Annotated in this window: 24 protein-coding genes; 9 read left to right on the top strand and 15 right to left on the bottom strand. The window is 73.5% G+C overall.

Features of this window, described 5'->3' with window-relative positions:
- Window positions 1-409 precede the first annotated feature (409 nt).
- The 5 genes from ACL02U_RS30040 to ACL02U_RS30020 all read left to right on the top strand — a co-directional run bounded on the left by ACL02U_RS30040 (window position 410) and on the right by ACL02U_RS30020 (window position 3998).
- The gene (locus tag ACL02U_RS30040) at window positions 410-691 is read left to right on the top strand and encodes a hypothetical protein (RefSeq protein WP_412794140.1); all 282 of its coding nucleotides are present in this window, start codon (window positions 410-412) and stop codon (window positions 689-691) included.
- Window positions 692-890: 199 nt separating this feature from the next.
- Window positions 891-1391, top strand: a complete 501-nt coding sequence (locus tag ACL02U_RS30035; RefSeq protein ID WP_412794139.1) for a DUF5949 family protein — start codon at window positions 891-893, stop codon at window positions 1389-1391.
- 509 nt (window positions 1392-1900) lie between these two features.
- Window positions 1901-2410 (top strand): hypothetical protein, encoded by a 510-nt coding sequence (locus ACL02U_RS30030; RefSeq protein WP_412794138.1) that lies wholly within the window; start codon window positions 1901-1903, stop codon window positions 2408-2410.
- Window positions 2411-2578: 168 nt separating this feature from the next.
- The gene (locus tag ACL02U_RS30025; RefSeq protein WP_412794137.1) at window positions 2579-3148 is read left to right on the top strand and encodes a tyrosinase family oxidase copper chaperone; all 570 of its coding nucleotides are present in this window, start codon (window positions 2579-2581) and stop codon (window positions 3146-3148) included.
- The gene (locus tag ACL02U_RS30020) at window positions 3132-3998 is read left to right on the top strand and encodes a tyrosinase family protein (RefSeq protein WP_412794136.1); all 867 of its coding nucleotides are present in this window, start codon (window positions 3132-3134) and stop codon (window positions 3996-3998) included. Before ACL02U_RS30025 ends, ACL02U_RS30020 begins: the two co-directional genes overlap by 17 nt.
- A gap of 213 nt (window positions 3999-4211) precedes the next feature.
- Here the strand turns inward: ACL02U_RS30020 and ACL02U_RS30015 are convergent, their stop codons facing one another.
- The 7 genes from ACL02U_RS30015 to ACL02U_RS29985 form a co-directional block, all read right to left on the bottom strand.
- A complete protein-coding gene (locus tag ACL02U_RS30015; protein ID WP_412794135.1) occupies window positions 4212-4499 on the bottom strand; it encodes a chaplin in 288 nt (95 codons plus the stop codon).
- Window positions 4500-4845: 346 nt separating this feature from the next.
- The gene (locus ACL02U_RS30010) at window positions 4846-5808 is read right to left on the bottom strand and encodes a D-2-hydroxyacid dehydrogenase family protein (protein WP_412794151.1); all 963 of its coding nucleotides are present in this window, start codon (window positions 5806-5808) and stop codon (window positions 4846-4848) included.
- A 149-nt stretch (window positions 5809-5957) separates the two neighbouring features.
- Window positions 5958-6818: an STM4011 family radical SAM protein gene (locus ACL02U_RS30005; RefSeq protein ID WP_412794134.1), complete on the bottom strand. Its 861-nt coding sequence runs from the start codon at window positions 6816-6818 to the stop codon at window positions 5958-5960.
- A 10-nt stretch (window positions 6819-6828) separates the two neighbouring features.
- Window positions 6829-8196, bottom strand: a complete 1368-nt coding sequence (locus ACL02U_RS30000) for an STM4012 family radical SAM protein (protein WP_412794133.1) — start codon at window positions 8194-8196, stop codon at window positions 6829-6831.
- Window positions 8193-8999: an STM4013/SEN3800 family hydrolase gene (locus ACL02U_RS29995; protein ID WP_412794150.1), complete on the bottom strand. Its 807-nt coding sequence runs from the start codon at window positions 8997-8999 to the stop codon at window positions 8193-8195. Before ACL02U_RS29995 ends, ACL02U_RS30000 begins: the two co-directional genes overlap by 4 nt.
- A 14-nt stretch (window positions 9000-9013) precedes the next feature.
- On the bottom strand, window positions 9014-10195 hold the full coding sequence (locus tag ACL02U_RS29990) for an STM4014 family protein (RefSeq protein ID WP_412794132.1): 1182 nt from the start codon (window positions 10193-10195) through the stop codon (window positions 9014-9016).
- On the bottom strand, window positions 10192-11148 hold the full coding sequence (locus tag ACL02U_RS29985; protein WP_412794131.1) for an STM4015 family protein: 957 nt from the start codon (window positions 11146-11148) through the stop codon (window positions 10192-10194). The genes ACL02U_RS29990 and ACL02U_RS29985 overlap by 4 nt, the downstream gene beginning before the upstream one ends.
- A gap of 211 nt (window positions 11149-11359) precedes the next feature.
- On the opposite strand from ACL02U_RS29985, the gene ACL02U_RS29980 reads away from it, so the two are divergent.
- The 3 genes from ACL02U_RS29980 to ACL02U_RS29970 all read left to right on the top strand — a co-directional run bounded on the left by ACL02U_RS29980 (window position 11360) and on the right by ACL02U_RS29970 (window position 13894).
- Window positions 11360-11686: a hypothetical protein gene (locus tag ACL02U_RS29980; protein WP_412794130.1), complete on the top strand. Its 327-nt coding sequence runs from the start codon at window positions 11360-11362 to the stop codon at window positions 11684-11686.
- 30 nt (window positions 11687-11716) lie between these two features.
- Window positions 11717-12760 (top strand): DUF6745 domain-containing protein, encoded by a 1044-nt coding sequence (locus ACL02U_RS29975; protein ID WP_412794129.1) that lies wholly within the window; start codon window positions 11717-11719, stop codon window positions 12758-12760.
- A gap of 897 nt (window positions 12761-13657) precedes the next feature.
- On the top strand, window positions 13658-13894 hold the full coding sequence (locus tag ACL02U_RS29970) for a helix-turn-helix domain-containing protein (protein WP_412794128.1): 237 nt from the start codon (window positions 13658-13660) through the stop codon (window positions 13892-13894).
- Between the two features lie 390 nt (window positions 13895-14284).
- Here the strand turns inward: ACL02U_RS29970 and ACL02U_RS29965 are convergent, their stop codons facing one another.
- Window positions 14285-14485 (bottom strand): hypothetical protein, encoded by a 201-nt coding sequence (locus ACL02U_RS29965; RefSeq protein ID WP_412794127.1) that lies wholly within the window; start codon window positions 14483-14485, stop codon window positions 14285-14287.
- Between the two features lie 167 nt (window positions 14486-14652).
- Between ACL02U_RS29965 and ACL02U_RS29960 the strand changes: the two genes are divergently transcribed.
- Window positions 14653-14892, top strand: a complete 240-nt coding sequence (locus tag ACL02U_RS29960) for a winged helix-turn-helix domain-containing protein (protein ID WP_412794126.1) — start codon at window positions 14653-14655, stop codon at window positions 14890-14892.
- A gap of 77 nt (window positions 14893-14969) precedes the next feature.
- Here the strand turns inward: ACL02U_RS29960 and ACL02U_RS29955 are convergent, their stop codons facing one another.
- The 7 genes from ACL02U_RS29955 to ACL02U_RS29925 all read right to left on the bottom strand — a co-directional run.
- Window positions 14970-15509 carry a hypothetical protein gene (locus tag ACL02U_RS29955; RefSeq protein ID WP_412794125.1) on the bottom strand — a complete coding sequence of 180 codons (540 nt, stop codon included), beginning with the start codon at window positions 15507-15509 and terminating at the stop codon, window positions 14970-14972.
- Window positions 15510-15519: 10 nt separating this feature from the next.
- Complete coding sequence (locus ACL02U_RS29950) at window positions 15520-15912, bottom strand: helix-turn-helix domain-containing protein (RefSeq protein WP_412794124.1); 393 nt, start codon at window positions 15910-15912, stop codon at window positions 15520-15522.
- A gap of 150 nt (window positions 15913-16062) precedes the next feature.
- A complete protein-coding gene (locus tag ACL02U_RS29945; protein ID WP_412794123.1) occupies window positions 16063-16293 on the bottom strand; it encodes a hypothetical protein in 231 nt (76 codons plus the stop codon).
- Window positions 16290-16583 (bottom strand): hypothetical protein, encoded by a 294-nt coding sequence (locus tag ACL02U_RS29940; RefSeq protein WP_412794122.1) that lies wholly within the window; start codon window positions 16581-16583, stop codon window positions 16290-16292. Before ACL02U_RS29940 ends, ACL02U_RS29945 begins: the two co-directional genes overlap by 4 nt.
- Complete coding sequence (locus tag ACL02U_RS29935; RefSeq protein WP_412794121.1) at window positions 16583-16816, bottom strand: hypothetical protein; 234 nt, start codon at window positions 16814-16816, stop codon at window positions 16583-16585. Before ACL02U_RS29935 ends, ACL02U_RS29940 begins: the two co-directional genes overlap by 1 nt.
- A 3-nt stretch (window positions 16817-16819) precedes the next feature.
- Window positions 16820-17806 (bottom strand): glycoside hydrolase family 25 protein, encoded by a 987-nt coding sequence (locus tag ACL02U_RS29930; protein WP_412794120.1) that lies wholly within the window; start codon window positions 17804-17806, stop codon window positions 16820-16822.
- Window positions 17807-17863: 57 nt separating this feature from the next.
- Window positions 17864-18152: hypothetical protein (locus ACL02U_RS29925; RefSeq protein ID WP_412794119.1), on the bottom strand; the 289-nt coding region annotated here is incomplete at its 5' end.

The raw sequence follows: 18152 nt of genomic DNA, 5'->3' as shown, positions 1-18152 counted from the left end.
CCGGCCCGCTGCCGGGGCTGTCGGGCTGTAGGGCTGTAGGGGGTATGTCGACAGGGGAGCGGATGCCGGGGCGGGGCGGAGGGTTCGCCGTGGACCGTGTTCGGATCGCGCCCGGAGCGTGTTCGGACTGCGCCCGGACGCTGTTCGGACTGCGCCCGGAGCGTGTTCGGACTGTGCCCGGACGCTGTTCGGACTGCGCCCGGACCGTGTTCGGATCGGGCACCGGATTCCGAGGGATCCCGTACGAGGAGGGCAGCCGCCGACGCGGTGGGACACCCTTCCATCGGGCGGGCCCGGCAAAAAGACCTGCGGAAATCTCCTCCCGCAGGGTTTCCGCTCCCGGCGGAAGTCGTTAGGCACGGCGTCACAATTCCCTGAGGCGAGTGACCTCGCCGCAGAAAGGAACACGATGAAGTCCCTGAAGGCCGCCGCTGTCATCGCCGGATCCGTCGCACTCGCCGGTGCCGCCGCGCCCGCGTTCGCCCAGAGCGCCGCCGACCTCACGCCCACCAGCCTCAACGGCGCCGTGAACAGCCTCACCAAGGGCCCCCTCGACGTCACGCCGCTGCAGCACCAGTCGGACGCGCTCGACACCGAGAACAAGGACTCCGTGCTCAACACTGTGAAGGGCGCGACCGGCGCGCTCAACCAGCACAACCCGCTCCTCGGCGGTCTGCCCCTGCAGGGCTGACACCCTCGGCCCGAAGGCCGGTCCCGCTGCACCCGGGGCCGGCCTTCGACCCGCACCCGGCGATCCGGGCCGTGAGTCCCGAGTGCCGGGCCACCGTCCCTCGTCCCTCGTCCCTCGTTCGTGTGGACGACCTCTCCCGGGTCGCCCGGTCGAGTGAGCGCGACCCGGGCGCGCCCCGCACCGTCGATAAGGTCGCGCGGTGACCTCAACCTCAAGCGAATCCCGCCCCTTCCACGTCGCAGACCTGGGCACCCTCGTCGTGATGCCGTGGAGCGGCGAGGCCCCCGACGGCACCGACATGCCCTACCTGCTCGCCTACTCCCTCGGCGACGCCGAGGGCGGCTCCGAGGCGACGGCCGCCGCCATCGAGCAGCTCCTCACCGACAACGGACTGCCCGTCGGTGGCGAACTGGTCGACGGCGGCAGCAAGCCCAGCCTGCCGGTGAGCCTGCTCGTGGAGGCCGGTCAGGCCGTCGTCACCATGCCGCACCTCAACGCCCAGTGCACGCCGCCGCCGGAGTGGCTGGCGGCCGTCGAAGAACGCGGCTACGCCTACCTGGTGTTCACCACCCGTCCCTGGCCGGAGGCCGAGCCGGGCAAGACCGTCACCGCGGAGGCACTCGCCGCCTTCGCCGGTGCCGACGAGACCCTGCAGGCCGCGGCCCACCTCGTCCTCCCGGCACGCAGCCTGCGCGGCTAGCTCCCGGCCCGCCGGACAGGCCTCGGGATTCCACCCACCGCGCGGCAGCCCCGCCCCAGCGGCCGCAGCACAGCCGCGCGGCTCCCGGCCCGCCGGCCGGAGACCCCGCCGGCGGGCGCTCCGTCGACGGGCAGCGGAACCAGTGCCCGGCCACCCGCCCAATCCCGCGGCCTGCCCGCCTGTCCCGCCGCTGCCTCCCGCTTGCCTGTCCGCTGTCCGGGTCGCTCCACGGGCGGGGCGCCGACGGCACCTTGCGTCGGGTCGGCAGCCTCCGCCGGGCCGAGGTTCCCTGCGGTACCGGTTCGACGCGCGGCCCGTCGTGACTTCCGGCCCGCCCACCGCGCCCCGGCCCGTTTACCGCGCTCTCCGCGCCCGAGGGTCCCGGTCCGCTCCTCCTATTACCTCTCTTACTACGGCACTCGGGGGAATTGTGAACTGGCTCGGTTTTCCGGCTCGTTAACCGCTCAGCACGCCAAGCCAGCCCATCCCGCGAAAGGGGCCGTACCCAGATGAAACCGACCACTCGAGGAACGCTCGCCGCCGCCCTCACCTGCGCGGCCGCGGCAGCCTCCGTCGCTCCCGCCGCCGCCGTGAGCGTGGTCCCCGTCCCCTTGCCGCTGGACGGAATCGGGCAGTCCCTCAACATGGAACTGCCCGAGCTGACCGGCGAGGTGCCGGTGCCGATGCCCGGTGCCCCCGAGGGCCCGCGCTACACCGAGGGCCACCTCATCCCGCAGCGGGCCGTCCCGCAACTGCCGCTCGGCGCGGGGCTTCCCGGCGCCGACCTGCGGGCCCCGCTGCCGCACCTGCTCGGGGACGACTTCGACCACGCCGCCCTCGACGCGCCCGCCTCCGACATCAGGACCCTCGGCCCCGGCGTGAACCTCGACGCCCCCCTCACCGCACCCGACCCCGACGACTTCGGCCTCCCGGGGCCGAAGCTGCCCGAGGTGGGCGTGGTCACCCCCGTCCTTCAGGCGGTTCCCGGCGCGGACCTGGGCATGGCTCCGGGCCTCTGACATCCCCTCCCGTCCGAAGAGGGGTGCTTCGACGAAAGGCGTGGAGGCACCCCCGCACGGGCCTGCGCGCGGCCCCTCCGTACGGACGGTCCCCGGTGACCCCGGGGCGGGAGGAGCCGTTAGCGGTATCGACGGACCGAACCTGTCGAGGAGCCACGAGGAGGCGGCATGGCCGTGAGCGGCGTCGGTGAAGTGCTGGTGGGCGGGGGCGGGGCCGAGAGCCCGGCGGGAGCGCCCCCCAGACCCGCACCCGTCCCCGGCACCCGGCGGGAGGCGCTGCGCGGGTTGCTCGCCCCGGCGCTCGCCCTCGCCCTCGTTCCTCTCGCAACCTCCTCCCGCCCCTCCCGCCCTTCTCGTGCCGCGCGCGGCGTCGGGGGAGCCGCCTTCGACGAGAACTACCGCGGACGCCGCATCCAGGGCGCACCGATCCCCGGCAGCGGGCTCCCCGGCGCCCGCGGGATCGGCCCCGACCGGTGGCGGGTCGCGGTCGACGGCCGTCCGCTGCACCTGATGCGCCGCGCCGACGGCTCCTGGATGAGCATGCTCGACCACTACGACTCGTTCACCACCCCCCTCGCGGCCACCCGCGCCGCGGTCGACGTGCTCGCCCCCGGCGAGCACCTGCGGGCGCACGGTTCGCAGCACGGCACCCGGCACGCTTCCCGGCACGGCACCCACCTGCCCGCCGTCCACGGCGGGACCCGTCCCACTGGGGGAGACCATGGCGTACACGCGTAGGGACGTCAGCACGCTCACCGCCACCGAGAAGCGGCGCTTCGTCCGGGCGATGCTGGAAGTCAAACGGCGCGGCGAGTACGACGAGTTCGTGCGGATGCACCTCGACTACTACACCGCCGACGGGGAGGAGGGCCTGCGGGCGGCCCACATGACGCCGTCCTTCCTCCCCTGGCACCGCAGGTTCGTACTGGAACTGGAGCGGGCGCTGCGCCGGATCGACGACTCGGTGACGGTGCCCTACTGGGACTGGACCCGCGACCGCACGGCCCACTCCGCACCCTGGACCGACGACCTCCTCGGCGGGACCGGCAGGCGCACCGACCACCAGGTCATGACCGGGCCGTTCGCCTACGCGGGAGGCGACTGGACGATCAGCGAGGGAGTGACGGACGGGCTGTTCCTCACCCGCGACCTCGGCCGCGCACGGAACCCCTTCGACCTGCCGTCCAGGGCCGACGTGGAATGGGCGCTGAAGGACGGGACCTACGACACGTCCCCCTGGGACTCCACGGCCAGGAAGGGCTTCCGCAACAAGCTGGAGGGCTGGGGCACCGGACACGGCACCTCCTCCTGGCTCAACCACAACCGCGTGCACCGCTGGGTCGGCGGGGCCATGCTCGGCGGAGCCTCCGTGAACGATCCGGTGTTCTGGCTGCACCACGCCTTCGTCGACCTGCTCTGGACCCGCTGGCAGAACCGGCACCGGGACGCTCACTACCTCCCCGAACGGCCACCCGGCCCGGGCAGCGCCCAGCACGGCCGGATCGTCGCGCGCCGTCAGAAGCTCCCACCGTGGGACGAGACGCCCCAGTCGCTGGAGGACGTGAGCCGGATCTACCGATACGGCTGAGCCCGCCCGCCTGTCCTCCTGCCTGCCCGTCCGCCGCCCGTCCGTTGTGAACGCTCGGACGGGTGGCGGGACCCCTGCGCCCTGTTGCCGCCCTCCGCCTGTCACCCCCGCCTGCCGCTTCGCTTCCGTACCGGCTTCCTGCCGGCGGGGCCCGGCATGCCGAGAGCCCCGGCGCTCGGGGGTGCCGGGGCTCTCGTGAAGCGAACGACGAGGTCAGCCGCCGTAGCCGTGGCTGCCGTGGTCGTGGTGGTGGCCGTGGCCGCTCGCGTTGACGCAGGTGTTGCCGAACGCCGGGTTCAGCAGGCCGATCACGTTGACGGTGTTCCCGCAGACGTTGACCGGCACGTGGACCGGCACCTGGGCGAGGTTGCCCGACAGCACGCCGGGCGAGCCGACGGCAGCACCCTGCGCACCCGCGTCCGCCAGGGCCAGACCGGCCCCGCCGAGCACCACGGCGCCCGTGCCGAGCGTGACGACGGCCGCCTTCGCGATGCGAGACATCAGGTTCTCCTTCTGGGTCGACGAGTACGGAGGCACAGAAAGCCTCCGTACTCCAACTTCAACGTCGGCAGCCGGGACTGGTCACGGTGCCGACCGACGGATCACCTTTTTGAACAGGGGTTCCTGCCGGGGACGCACGCAGCGCCCGCCGAACGGCCGACACCCGCTCCCGATCCGGCCCCCGACACCCAGACCCGCCCCCCGCCCTCGCCCCCATCCCCGTCTTCGCCCCCATCCCCGGACCGGGACGCGAGCGACGGGCACGAGCGACGGGCACGAGCGACGGGCACGAACAGCCGGTCCCGGTCGCGTCCTGCCTTCCGCCTCGCGGTCCCCCGGACAGCCCTCAGGGAAGACGGCGCACCGGCGAACCCGCCAGGTACGCCTGGATGTCCTCCACCGCCTGGCCGTAGTACCGCGCCCAGTTCGCGCGCGACACGTAGCCCAGGTGCGGGGTGGCCAGCAGCCGCGGTGCCGTGCGCATCGGATGGTCGGCGGGCAGCGGCTCCACGTCGAAGACGTCGATTCCCGCCCCTGCGATACGGTTCCCGCGCAGCGCGGCCAGCAGCGCCTCCTGGTCGACGATCGCCGCGCGCGAGGTGTTCACCAGGTACGCCGTCGGCTTGAGGAGAGCGAGTTCGGCGGCGCCGAGCAGCCCGCGGGTGCGGTCGCCCAGCGCGAGGTGCACGGAGACGAAGTCACTGTCGGCCAGCAGTTCCTCCTTGGACGCGGCACGTTCCACACCGACCTCGGCGGCGCGCTCCGCGGTGAGGTTCCGGCTCCACGCGCTCACCCGCATGCCGAAGGCCAGGCCGACCTGCGCGACCCGGCCGCCGATCTTGCCCAGTCCGAGCAGCCCGAGCCGCCGGCCGTGCAGGTCGGCGCCGACGGTGGACTGCCAGGGGCCGCCCGAGCGCAGGGCGTTGCTCTCGTCGACGATGCCGCGCGCCAGGCCCAGCAGCAGAGCCCAGGTGAGCTCGACCGGCGGAGTGGGGGAACTGGCCGTACCGCACACGGTGACGCCGTGCGCCCTCGCGGCCGCGTAGTCGATGACGCTGTTGCGCATGCCGGACGCGATGAGCAGCCGCAGCCTCGGCAGCCGCGCGAGGAGCGACCCGGGGAACGCCACGCGCTCGCGCAGGGTGACCACGATGTCGAAGTCCGCCAGGGCGGCGGCCACGGCGTCCTCTCCGCAGAGGTGGTCGCGGAAGGACACCACCTCGACCCGGTCCGCCACCGGCGCCCAGTCGGCGGCACCGGCCGCGGCGTCCTGGTAGTCGTCCAGCACGGCACAGCGCAGGCGTTCCATGGCTCCCCGTTCCCTCACGAGACGCGTCCTTTCGGCATCCCATGATCCCATCCACGCCCCACGGGCCACCCCGGCCCACCAAAACCCCGTCACCCGCCCCCGCGGGGAAGACCCCCGTACGGGGCGGTTCGGCGGGTGGGTGGGGTGGGTCAGCCGGTGGAGGAGGGCGGCGCGGCGGGTATGCGCTCCAGCACTCCGCCCGCGAACACGTCGTACAGCGGCAGCGTCTCCAGGTGGACGTAGCCGATGTGGCAGTCGCAGACCGCCAGCGGGCAGGCGCGGGGGCGCAGCGCCCGACGGTACGAGCCGTCGTACAGGTTGCCCAGCTCGGAGCGGACGAAGTGGCAGCGGCGGACCGTGCCCGCACCGTCCACCGAGATGACGGACTCGCCCGTCCGGCAGGGCAGACCGGCACTGCGGTGCGGGTGGCGGCTGTACGGGAAGAGCGGATCCAGGGCGGTCCACTCGTCGGCCTCCGCGTCGGTGTAGGCGCGGCCCTCGGCGGCGTTGACCCACAGGTACACGGGCGCGGGCAGGTCGGCACGCAGGCGGCGGGCGTGCTCCAGGTGCTCGGGAAGGCCGACGACACCGACGCTGTGCCGGATGCCGCGGGCGTCCAGGTCGCGGCACTTGCCGAGGAAGCGGTCGTACGGCGTCTGCCCGGGGTGGAAGGTGCACCACAGGGCGACGGTGTCCGGGTCGGCGGCGTCCAGCCAGTCCGTACGGCAACTGAGGTTGGTCTGGATCGCGACCCGGCGGATGTGCGGCAGCCGGCTCAGCTCGGCGAGGGTGCGCCGGTACCAGGAGCGCACCAGGCCTTCGCCCCACGGGGTGAACAGCAGGGAGAGTCGGTCCTCCCGCCGGTCTGCCGCCCAGCCGGCGAACCGCTCCAGCGCGGCGCGGTCCGCCGCCAGTTCCGTGCGGCTGTCCCGGCGCTTGGCGAACGGGCAGTACGGGCAGTCGTAGTCGCACGACGCCAGCGGGCCCCGGTAGAGAATCGTGAGGTCCACGTCCGCTCCCTCACTTCGGTTCGTAGGCGGCCATGCGCTCCCGCACCGCCGCGGAGAACAGCTCGGGTCCGAGCGCGTCGGAATGCGCCAGGCCCTCGGCGGACAGACGCAGCAGGCCGGGCCCGGCCGAGGCGTCCAGCCAGCCGCGGGCTTCGAACCGGGCCAGTTCGGTGGAGAAGTCGTCGCGGGGAGAAGTGCCGAAACGGGTCTCGTAGTCCGTGGCGGGCAGGCCCTCGGCCTGCAGCAGCGACTGCAGCAGATGGCGGCGCCTGGCCTCCTCGGCGTCCGTCGGCCAGCCGAAGTCGGCGCGCCGGAAGTCGTCGACGCCGCGGGCCGTGTAGTCGTCGACGATCCGGCGTATCCGGTGCATGTCCACGGCGTAGTCGAAGGAGTAGTGCAGGGCGGAGGTGTAGGAGCGGGCCCCGCAGCCGAGGCCGACCATGCCGTCGGTCTGGCACGCGTAGTCCTCCCCGCCGGTGAGGGGGGCTCCGGTACGGCGGAACATGCGCATCGACACCTGCTCGTAGCCCCGGGCGAGCAGGTGGTCGCGGCCCTGCCGGTACAGCCGCAGCCGCTGCTCGTCCCACTCGTCGGCGCCGGCGTCCGCCGGGCCGCGGTGCCTGCCGAGGCCGGTGAGCGGGCGGACGTAGAGCGGGTAGAGGTACAGCTCCTCCGGCTGCCAGGCGAGCGCGGCGTCCAGGGAGTGCCGCCAGGACACCTCCGTCTGGCCGGCTATGCCGTAGATGAGGTCGATGTTGAGGACGGGGAAGCCTGCCGCGCGGATCCGGGCGAGCGCCGCCTCCACGTCCGCCCGGCGCTGCGGGCGTACGGCCGTGCGGGCCTCCGCGTCGACGAAGCTCTGCACGCCCAGGCTCAGCCGGGTGGCGCCCCGTGCGGCCAGCACGGCCAGCCGGTCCGCGGTCGCGGTGGCGGGCGAGGCCTCCACGGACAGCGGGATCGCCGCCAGATCGGCGCCCAGACCGTGCTCGGCCAGATCGCAGAGCCGTTCCAGCTCGGCCGCCTCCAGGAAGGTCGGGGTGCCGCCGCCGAAGGCCGCGTTCGCGAACCGCGCCCCCTCGCCCAGTGCCTCGCGTACCGCGACCGCCTGGCGCTCCAGCGCGTCGAGGTAGGCGGTGGTGAGGCCGTCCGGTGCCCCGATGCGGGTGAAGAGATTGCAGAAACCGCAGCGCACTTCGCAGAACGGGATGTGGAAGTAGAGCGACAGGGCGTCCTTCGGTTCCCCGCTCCACAGCGCGCGCAGGGACGCCTCCTCCCGGGGCAGCGGGCGGTAGGCCGTCTTGTGCGGATAGGCGTACACGTAGTGCTGGTACGGGCGGACGGTGGTGGCCGGGGAGGCCGCTGTGCCGGTGATGTTCATGAGGTCTCGTCGAGGAAGAAGTGGGCGTAGGGCACGGTCCAGACGACGTCGTGGCCGATGCGGTGGCCGGTGTAGCCGTCCTCGCCGTAGGCGGTGCCGTGGTCGGAGCAGACGACGGCGAAGCACGGGCGGCGACTGCGGGCGGCCGTGAAGAGGCGTTCCACGTGCCGGTCCACGTACTCGAGCGCCGCGGCGTGGGTGGCACGGGAGTCGCCCGCGGCGCGGGTGGCGCCGGGCAGGTGGAACCAGTTGGGCTGGTGCAGTGCCGACACGTTCACGAAGAGGAACAGGCGCTGCTCCCGGGGGAGTGCGGCGACGACCTTCTCCGCGCAGGCCACCTGCGCCTCGAAGGACGTGGGTGACGGCACCCCGAACTCCGGCTCCCAGTGGCTCTCCTGGAACAACCCCGGCAGGACGGAGCCCAGCGGCCCCCGCTTGTTGAAGAAGCCGACGCCGCCGATGCAGACGGTGCGGTAGCCGACGGCGGCCAGCCCGGACACCAGGTCGGGGGTGTCGTGGACGAAGGTTCCGTGCGCGGTGGTCTCGCTGCCCTCGAAACGCGCGGCGAACAGCCGCGGGTGCGGACCCGGTTCGGCCGGTGTCGGCAGGAAGCCCGCGAACATCGCCTGGTGGGAGGCGTAGGTGAAGCTGCCGGGGGCGTGCCTGCGCTCCCAGGTGCCGCCGGGCAGGTGGCGGGCCAGGTTCGGGATGCGCCCGGCCGCCGCCAATTCCTGTGCCACGTCGTAGCGGAGGGTGTCGAGGGTGACCAGCAGGAGGTCGTGGCCGCCCACGATCTCGTTCATGTCGATCGGTGCTGTCATGACGGTGCTCCGGAGGTCTCGTCCGCCCGCTCGGGCGGCGTCGTCCCGGGCCTCCGCGTCCGGCCCGGTCCCGCGGTGACGGCGGGGCCCGGTCCCGCGGTGACGGCGGCGACCTGGGCCGCATAGGTGTCCAGGCCCTCGGCGCCGCTGCCGGGAAGGCCGGCAAGGCGGGGGAGGAGGTCCCCGAAGGCGTTGACCTCGCCGACGGTGAAGCGGCGCCATCCGGTGGACGGCAGCACGTCCACGCCGACGCACAGCGTGTCCGGGAAGCAGGCGGCCGCCCGTTCCGCGACGTCCAGTACGTCCCGGAAGCTGCCGCCGGCGGCGCCGATCGCCCGCCGGGCCGCGTCCAGGTCGCCCCGTGCGCCGCCGAGGTGCAGGTTCGTCATGGGATGCCGGCTGGTCCGCAGGACGGCGTGCGTGGCGCGGCCGGCGACCACGACGATCCGCAGGTCGGCGGCGCGGCCCGCCTGCGAGGCCTTGGGCAGCCACTGCTCGACGTGCAGCCCGTCCGGGGCCAGCGCGTCCACCAGGGCGGCGACCTCGGGCTCCGAGGTGTACTGCCGCACTCGCAGGGAGTTGTACAGCCGGCCGTCGGGCGTGGTCTCCACGGACGTCGTCGCCCTGATCCGGCCGCGGCCCGCCACCGAGAGCGCCACGACGCCGGAGGCCGAGGAGCCGTGCGCCGGCTTCACGAACGCCCGCTGGACGCGGGCGGACGTCAGCCGCTCCCGCACCTCGTGCCAGCCGCCGAGCGGACCCGGCAGAGCCGCCGGCACCGGGACGCCGGCGGCGGCGAGCCGGGCGTGGCACCGCCGCTTGTCGAACATCACCGCGATGTCCTCCGCGTCGGCGGACGGCGCGGCGCCCGCCTCACGCGCCGCGCCCGCGACCTGCCGGACGGCCGCGGTGAAGCGCCGGTACCACCGGGCCGTGCCCTCCACCCGGGTGGGATCGTCGACGTTCCGCAGCAGCCGGTCCACCTCGGCGTTCTCACCGGGGGAGTCGATCCGCACGAACTCGCCCGGCGCGAAGGCGAACCGCCCGTCCAGCACGTCGCGCCAGGCGAGGACGCGCGGTGCCGGGTGCCCGGCCGTGCGGACCGCGTCGGCGAACATCCGCGTCCTGCGGTTCTCCGGATTGCCGACGACGGCGAACCGCAGCCCGGTCCGGTTCATTCCGCGACCGCGGTGAAGCGGTGGACGACGCCGTCGTGTTCCCAGGTGTCGCCCGGCTCGGACACGTCGACCTCCACCCCGGAGGGCTCCAGCGCGGCCCGCAGCCGCGCGGCCACCGGCTCCGTGACGAAGTTGTGGTGGAGGTCCAGCCAGGTCAGATGGGTGAGCGGTTGTCCGGCGAGCAGGGCCGCCGCGCCCTCGTCGGTGAGTACCCCGAGGGACAGGTCCAGCGACTTGAGCTGGGCGACGACCGGGGCCGCGGCCACCGCGGCGGCGACCTCGTCCTGGATCTCGCTGTTGCGCAGGCCCAGGTGGTGCAGCGCCGGGAACCGACCGCCGGCCAGGATCGGTGCGAGGTCCGCGACCGCGGCGTCGCCGCCGTACTCCGCCACCCCGAGCCACAGGTCCAGGTACTCCAGCGCGGGAAGCTCGCTCGCCGCGATCCCGCGCACCACGTCGCCGGGCAGGCCGCCCGCCTCGATGCAGAGCGTACGGAGGTGCTCGTGCCGGACCGGCGGGAACAGCAGTCCGGTGCCGCCGCGGACGCCGAACTCCTTCAGCAGCGGGTACGCCTCGAGGACCGGTGTCACATCGGACTGCTCGATCCAGGAGATCTCGGCCTCCTCCATCTCCAGGTCCCCCAGGAAGACGGCGCGGAGTGCGGTCAGCCGGTCCCGGGCGTCGACGAGCAACTGCACGATCCCGGAGACGTCGTTGTCGCAGGGTTCGTCCCACTGGCCGACGACTATCGCGCGCACCCCGGCGGGATCCACCGAGTCCAGGAAGCGGTCCCACAGGGCGCCGAACTCCTCGTCGGAACTGTCGTCGTACGGGTCGACGGCCAGCCGCCAGGCCACGGCGTCCGCCTTCGGCAGCTCCTGCCGCGCGCCGGGAGCGGGGAAGTCGAAGGCCGGGAGGCCGTGCAGTTCCTGCAGATGCTCGACGGGGGACATGTCGCTGGCCTCCTGAGGCGGTCGGGCGGGGTGCGCTGCTTGCGGAGATTTCTACCAACAGGCACTGACAGAGCCCCGGGGCGGCCCGCCTCGGGGGCCCGGAGGCCGCTCCGCGGGACGCGGCCGGGGCTGTTCCGGGGGCGTTGTCAGACCCCCCGCGTAGCGTCGTGGACATCGGTCGGCAGGGCGCCGACGGCGAAGGGAGACACGCATGTACCGGCAGGGGGACGTCCTGATCGTGCCCGTCGCGGAGGAGGCCGTGCGGGCCGGCGCGGCGCGGCTCCCGCGGCAGCCGCGGGACGCCCGGGGCAGGCTGGTGCTGGCCCTCGGGGAAGTCACGGGACACGCCCACGCGGTCGTCGGGCCGGGCACTCTGGTCCGCGAGTCCGGGCCGTTCGGCGCCTCCTACCTCCACCTCCCGGACGGCGGGCGGGTGGTGCACGAGGAGCACGCGGCGATACCGCTACCGAAGGGCTGGTACCGGGTGATACGGCAGCGCGAGTACGTGCCCGGCGCGGTGCGCGTGGTGGCGGACTGAGGAAGCACTGGGGGAGTGGGGAGTGCGGCGATGACGATGCCGAGGGAAACCGAGCGGACCGACGTGGCGGCGGCGTGGCGCGAGGTCGCGGCGGCGACCGGCCCGGCCGACCGCGGAGCGGCCGAGGAGGGGGTGCGCCTGGCCTACCGGCTGGCGGGCCTGCCCGAACCGGAGCGCATCGTGTGGGCCGGGTCGCCCCGCGCAGCCGTGGCACTGGCCGCGCGGCTGACCGCGGACGGCACGGCCGGCCGCAGTGTCCGCGACGAGGTGCGCACGCGGCCCTGGGCGGCGGCGCGGAAACAGGTCGCCGGTCGGCTCGGGCCGGCCGGCTGGGCCGATCACTGGACCCTGACGGGAGCGCAGCTGTGGGACACCACGGCCTCGCTGACCGATCGGATGCGCGCGGGAGTCGTCGATGCCGCGGCCGACGTGCCGGGGGGTGAGCAGGCAGTCCGGCTCCTCCTGCTCGATGCGGTGATGGGGCAGCACGACGCGCCCTGGCTGGCGGCGTTCGACGACCAGGACGGCGGTGAGGCGCTCGACGGGGTGGCCGCGGTCGCCCGCGCCGCGGGCTGGTGGTGGCCGTACGAGAGGACGGCGGTCGTCGCCGAACGCCCCGTGGAGTTGCATCGCGACGAGGCGGGAAGACTCGACCGCGCGGACGGGCCGGCGCTCGCCTTCCCCGACGGGTTCGCGCTGCACGCCTGGCACGGCATGCCGGTGCCCGCCGAATTCCTCGACGGCCTCGCCGACCTGACCCCGCGTCGGATACGCGAGGAGGAGAACGCCGAACTGCGCCGCGTCATGCTGGAGCACTACGGCTACGAGCGCTATCTGGAGGAGTCCGGTGCCTGGCCGCTGCAACGGGACGAGGCCGGTGTGCTGTGGCGCATCGAGCTGGACGGGGACGAGCCGCTGGTGATGGTGGAGGTCGTCAACTCCACTCCCGAGCCGGACGGCACCCACCGCACCTACTGGCTGCGGGTGCCGCCGCGGACCCGGACCGCCCGGGAGGGCGTCGCCTGGACCTTCGGGTTGACGGACGGCGAGTACGCCCCCGAGCGGGAGACCTGAGCCCGTTCCGGGCTCGGGAGACCTGAGCCCGTTCCGGGCCGGACCACGGTCACCTGGCGGGAGCTGCGCCGGCCCGCCTCGTCCTCGGGCCGTCGTGCGGTCGCCTCGTCCTCGGGCCGTCGTGCGGTCGCGTCGCCCTCGGACCGTCCTGCGGTCGGCGCCCCGCCCGGCGTCCGGTCGGCAGCCGGAATGCGTGAGGGGGTGGCGCGGCCGGACGCCCGCGCCCCCGGCCCGAGGTCCACCGTGGCCGCGGCCGGTGCCCGGGGAGGCCTCCGGGCCGGCTCCCCGACCTCGGCGGTTGGCTTGAAGCCGCCGGAGATCACCCTGGGCGGCCGGCGGCCGGGAGACCCCGTCCCGGGGCCTCGGCGGGTGGTCGGCGGCACTCCGGTAGATCGCGGCGACAGCCGGACGGCTCCGGACCCAGGACCCGACCGCCGAGGGCCGTCCGGGCCCGAGACGCACCTGCGTCACCCGTTCCGACCAGCAAAAAGCCCTCCCGGGAGGGAGGGCGGAGACTTGCGCCCCCGGCAGGACTCGAACCTGCGGCCAAGCGCTTAGAAGCTGCGCGAGCTTTAGCGATGTGCTCACCTGCGTTTTCGCAGGTGGCCAGAGAGCAAGCTAAGGAAAGGCGCTTGCCCTGAGATTTGGGGGATTCGACCGAGATCTTTCGCTCCCCGTACGAGAGTCTGGCACCGCCCCGGACACCGACGCATCCGGGGCGGCTCAGAGGCCAGGCCCCGCCATCCGGGCGGGACGGCGTCCCTCGCGCGGACACGCCTACCCACGGCCTCGCTTGCAGAGGGGTGGCTCCACTAGGGGTACCCCGATTCTCCAAGATCAAAAATAGCTGAATGTATCCAGCAGACATCAGATCGCGCCCGGTCAAAGGTCAGCCAGGTGCGCGATCTCCCCGACGACGACTCTTGGATGGCCGACCACCAGCGAGCCATAGGTGACCGCATCCGAACCGAACGACGCCGACAGAACGCCACCCAGGAGGCTCTCTACCTCGCGGCCGGCATCGATCGCGTGACGCTCCAGATGCTGGAGGCCGGACGCGGCAACCCCACTCTCCGCGTGCTGCTCAGGGTCGCTCGCGCTCTGGACGTCCCCCTCGCCGACCTTGTGCGGTGAGCGGCCGCCCGGTCCTGCACGCCGTCGGGCGGCCGCCCCGCCCCGATGCCTGCCCGACCTGTCCGAGAAGGCCTGGCACCGGGAGCCCTCACCCCAGCTGCGCGAGCGCGTGCAGCGCGCGCGCATCCGGGCAGTAGACGCGCGGCGCGCACCGGGCACACGAGGTCAGGTGGAGTCGGTAGACGCGGGTGGCCTCCGCGATGACGCACCGGCCGCAGCCACGCGGCCACCATCGGGACAGGCCGCCATCAACCGTTTGCAGCCGCGGCCCCAGCCGCTCCGTCGGCCGGCCCCCGCACCACACGCACGCCGTACCCGCGGCCTGCTCGGCGGACAGGCCGGCCGTCCGCGGCATGGGCAGCATCTCGACCGCCCCACCGATCGCGGTCGTCACGGCCGGTCGGCGAGCGGGACCAGGCCGTGCTCCTCGCGGCACGGTCGGCACGCGGACTGGGTGATGCCGGGCCCGGAACCCTGCTCAATCGCGTCGATCAGCCGCACGCCCTGAACGACCCCCTGATGCCAGTGGCACCAGCCGTACTGGGCGGTGGGGGTGTCCGTGGGGGCCGCGGTGTGCGTAGTCTCGTCCATGTCGACGCTCCCATCAGCGTTGGCCACGCCCCCGGGCCCGGCAGCCGCGGGGGCATTCCTGTAGCCGACAGTAGCGCAACCGCGTCCCTCTGCGTCCCCCTACGTCCGAACGCGTCCCACCGCGTCCTCAAGATGCCTGCCGCACTCGGCCGCGCGACCGTGGCGGAGTGAGCGACCTCCCGCAGTACGAATACGTGAAGCTCGCCGACCGCATCGAGGGCGAGATCCGGTCCGGTCGGCTGCCCGCCGGCGCCGCGCTGCCCGGCGAGCGCGCCATGATCGACATGTACGGAGTGTCCATCGGCACCGTCCGGCGTGCCGTGCGGGAGCTGCGGGACCGCGGCCTGGTCGCCACGCTGCCCGCGAAGGGCACCTACGTGCTCGCCGTCGAGCCCGAAGAGGAGTAGCGGGCCGCGGCCCGGGCCCGGGCATGACGAAGAGCCCCTCTCGGCCCGGAGGTCGAGAGGGGAAGGGCGTGCGTCGGCTACAGCCCGAGGTCCATGAGCGGGTCCTCCAGCTCTGCGCGGTCGCGCACCCCGACACCGTCGACGGGCAGCGTGAGGATCAAGGCGTCCAGAAGGCGGGCCGCGAACTCGGCGCCGCTCGCACGCCCCCAGAGCTCCGCCTGTCGCGGAGTCAGGCCGCTGGCCACGCCGTCGACCTCGGCGGCGTAGGCGTCGCGCGTCTCCTGTACGGGGACGGCGTCGAGGGCTTGCCGGAGGTGCTTCCGCATCTGGCTGATGCACTCCTGGTAGGCGATGCCTCGGGAGATCCGGTCCGACACCGGCTCGTCCCGGTCGGTGGCGACGTCGCGGCATGCGCCGAGCCAGCCGTCCGCCTCGTCGAGCGCGCTGTCCACGTGGTCGTGGCCGTGCAGGGTCGAGTACGGCAGCGACCGCTGGACGGCGTCGCGGAGCCATTGCGCCCGCCCGATGCGGCGCTTGTTGGCGTCGCCGTCGATGGTGGCGAGGTCAGCTTCGGGCACCCGGGTTTCGATCTTGGGGCCGATTTCGGGGCGTGCCATGGTGGTCCTTTCAGGGGCGGGCGGCGCGGACGGCGCTCGGGGTGAGCAGGTACCAGGTGCGGCCGCGGACGATGAGTTCGTCGACCAGTCCCCACCGCAGCAGTGCTGCGGAGCCCCAGGTGTGGGGAGGCAGGACGTACCGGCCGGTGACTGCAGCGCGGTAGGAGGGGCGGGGGCTGTGCTCGTAGCGGGCCTGAGCGAAGGTGTCGCGGAGGAGGGCGGCGACATCGTTGGGGAGCTGTGCGGGCCGGCGTGTTCCGATGGCGATGCGCTGGTCGAGGGATTCGGCGTCGATGATCCAGCGGCCGGCGTGCTTGGTGGCGGCGACGGCTCCGATGCGGCACCAGGTGCGGATGGTGGCGACGGTGACTCCGGCCTTGGCTGCTGCGGCGGTGGTGTTCATCTTGATCCTCCCCCTGCGGAGCGTTTCCGCATGCGTTAATCGTGGCAGGGATAAACGCATGCGTCAACCGTCCAGTGCTCACCCCCGGGCACGACGAAAGGCCCCCTCCCGGCCGCAGCCGGAAGGGGGCTCACTGATCGGTCGTCCTACTCATCCGAGGATGTGGCCTGGCAGCCAGGCGCCCACCGCGCCCGCGACGGTCGGCACCGCCACGCACAGGCTCCGGAAGACCACCGGATGCTGCTTCGCCCAGGGCCGAATCCACTCGCTGAACGTGTCACCCGGCCGCCGGGAGACGATGCCGCGCGCCTCGAAACCGGCCCAGGCCACCGCCAGCACACCCACCCCGCCCAAGATGCCGCCCCACACCCAGTCCATCACGGCCCGCCTCCCGTCTCCGTCGACCGACTCTCCACGTGCGCGATCCGCACCTCGTGATCCGCGAGCCGCTCGTCATGCTGGCCCAGCCGGGCCATCACCCCCGGCCGCTCCGGAACCCCAGGCCGGGCCTCCGCGCCCGCCCAGTCCTCCCACAGCGCGTCCGCCCGGTCCGCGATCCGCAGCACCGCCCGCAGCACCCGCCACAACAGCGCACCGAACCCGGACAGCACCGTGAGCACACCCGCCCACACCACCACCGAGTCGACCGGGCCGATACCGGTCGCATCCATCAACGGCCTCCCGCCGCCCCGCCGCCGGTGGTGCGCAGCCAGGCGGGCAGCAGCGGCTGCACCACCGGAGCCGCCATCAACCGCGTCACCGCCGCCGACACCCCCAGCACCACACCCACACCCGGCGCCGACTCCGACACCCCCGACGCGTGGACCAGCAGCGGCATCCCCGCCGCCAGACCCACAAGCAGCTGCACCACCGTGCGCAGCATCCGCCGCGTCGCATCGCTCACCGGTCAGCCCTCCGTGGTCGCAGCGGCGATGTCGGCGAGGACCTTCCGGGCGCCGGCCTCCGCCGCGGCCTCCGCCTCCGCCGCCGTCAGCCCCCCGCCGGTCTCAGAGATCCGCGTCAGCACCGCGGACAGCGCGCCGACCTGCGCCGCCAGCGCCTTCACGGTCGCGTTCGCCTGGGCACTGTCCGCGCCCACCCACCACAGCACCGACTTCAGCGGCACGTAGTGCGTGCCAGCCGTGCGCGGGTCATCGAGCTGGTAGCGCATCAGCTCCTCGGCCGTCGCCGCGGCGATCCGCCGCGTCTCGTCATCGGTCAACGCCATGGCGTTCTCCTTGGTAGTGCCGCCCCCAGCCCAGGCGCGCAGCGCAGCCTCGGACAGGTAGGCGATGGACTCGTCGACGCGGGTCGGGCCCGCAGGATCGGACGTGAACTGCCAGATGAGCGGGCGCCGACCATACGGCGTGGGCTGAGCGTGCGCCTCGGCCTCGGCGTAGGTGTCGACGGTCCGACCCGGGTAGGCCGGGTACCACAGCGGCACCCCATCCGGGACATGCCCGGCCGCCAGGTCGGTGGCCGAGGTGTAGACGCCGACACGCTGCCCCGGGAACGCATCCGCGACGATCGCGAGCCAGCGGGCCACCCAGGCCCGGATCTGCGCGGCCGACCGCCCGGAGTAGTTCCGGCCGTCGGAGTAGCGCTCCAGGTCCAGCCAGTGCACGAAGTCGTGCCCGCCCGCGAACGGCCGCACGGCGGAGATGTAGTTGGCGGCCTCCGCACCCACATCCTGGTTCGGCCAGCCGAAGTGGTACGCCCCCGGCACCAGACCAGCGCCGATGATCCCCCGGACGTGCGTCCCGAACCGGCCATCCCGAGAGTGCCGGCCCTCGGACGCCTTGGCGAACGCGAAGACCAGGCCCTGGCGCTTCCAGGCCGCCCAGTCCTGCACGCCCTGATACGCGGACACATCGATACCGCGACTGGTGCCCATGGGCCCTCCAGAGATGAGAGAAGCCCCGGCCAGCGGGCTCGGGGCAGTGGGGTGGGGTCAGGTGTCATCGAGGAGGTCGGAGCCGACGAGGAGCCGGATCACGCCCTGCATCTGCCGTGTCAGCGCCGGCACCTGCGCGATGTGGTCCGCATTCGTCGCCGTACCGCCGGTCACCTTGTCCAGGTAGGTCTTGTTCGTGGACCACGCAGCCCGAGCTTGCTGCAGCAGCGTCGTCCGGTTGACGCGGCGGGCCGCCTCCACCAGCCGCTCGTCCGCCTCGGCGTCCTCCCTCGCAGTGAACGGCCGCTCGAGCACCAGGACGCCGGCCTCGTAGAGGCGGTAGGTG

This window comes from Streptomyces sp. MS06 (genome assembly GCF_047200655.1).
In the GTDB taxonomy this organism is placed as follows: Bacteria; Actinomycetota; Actinomycetes; order Streptomycetales; family Streptomycetaceae; genus Streptomyces.
Note: the sequence above shows the minus strand (reverse complement) of the source record. Positions and strands in the feature narration are given on the sequence as shown.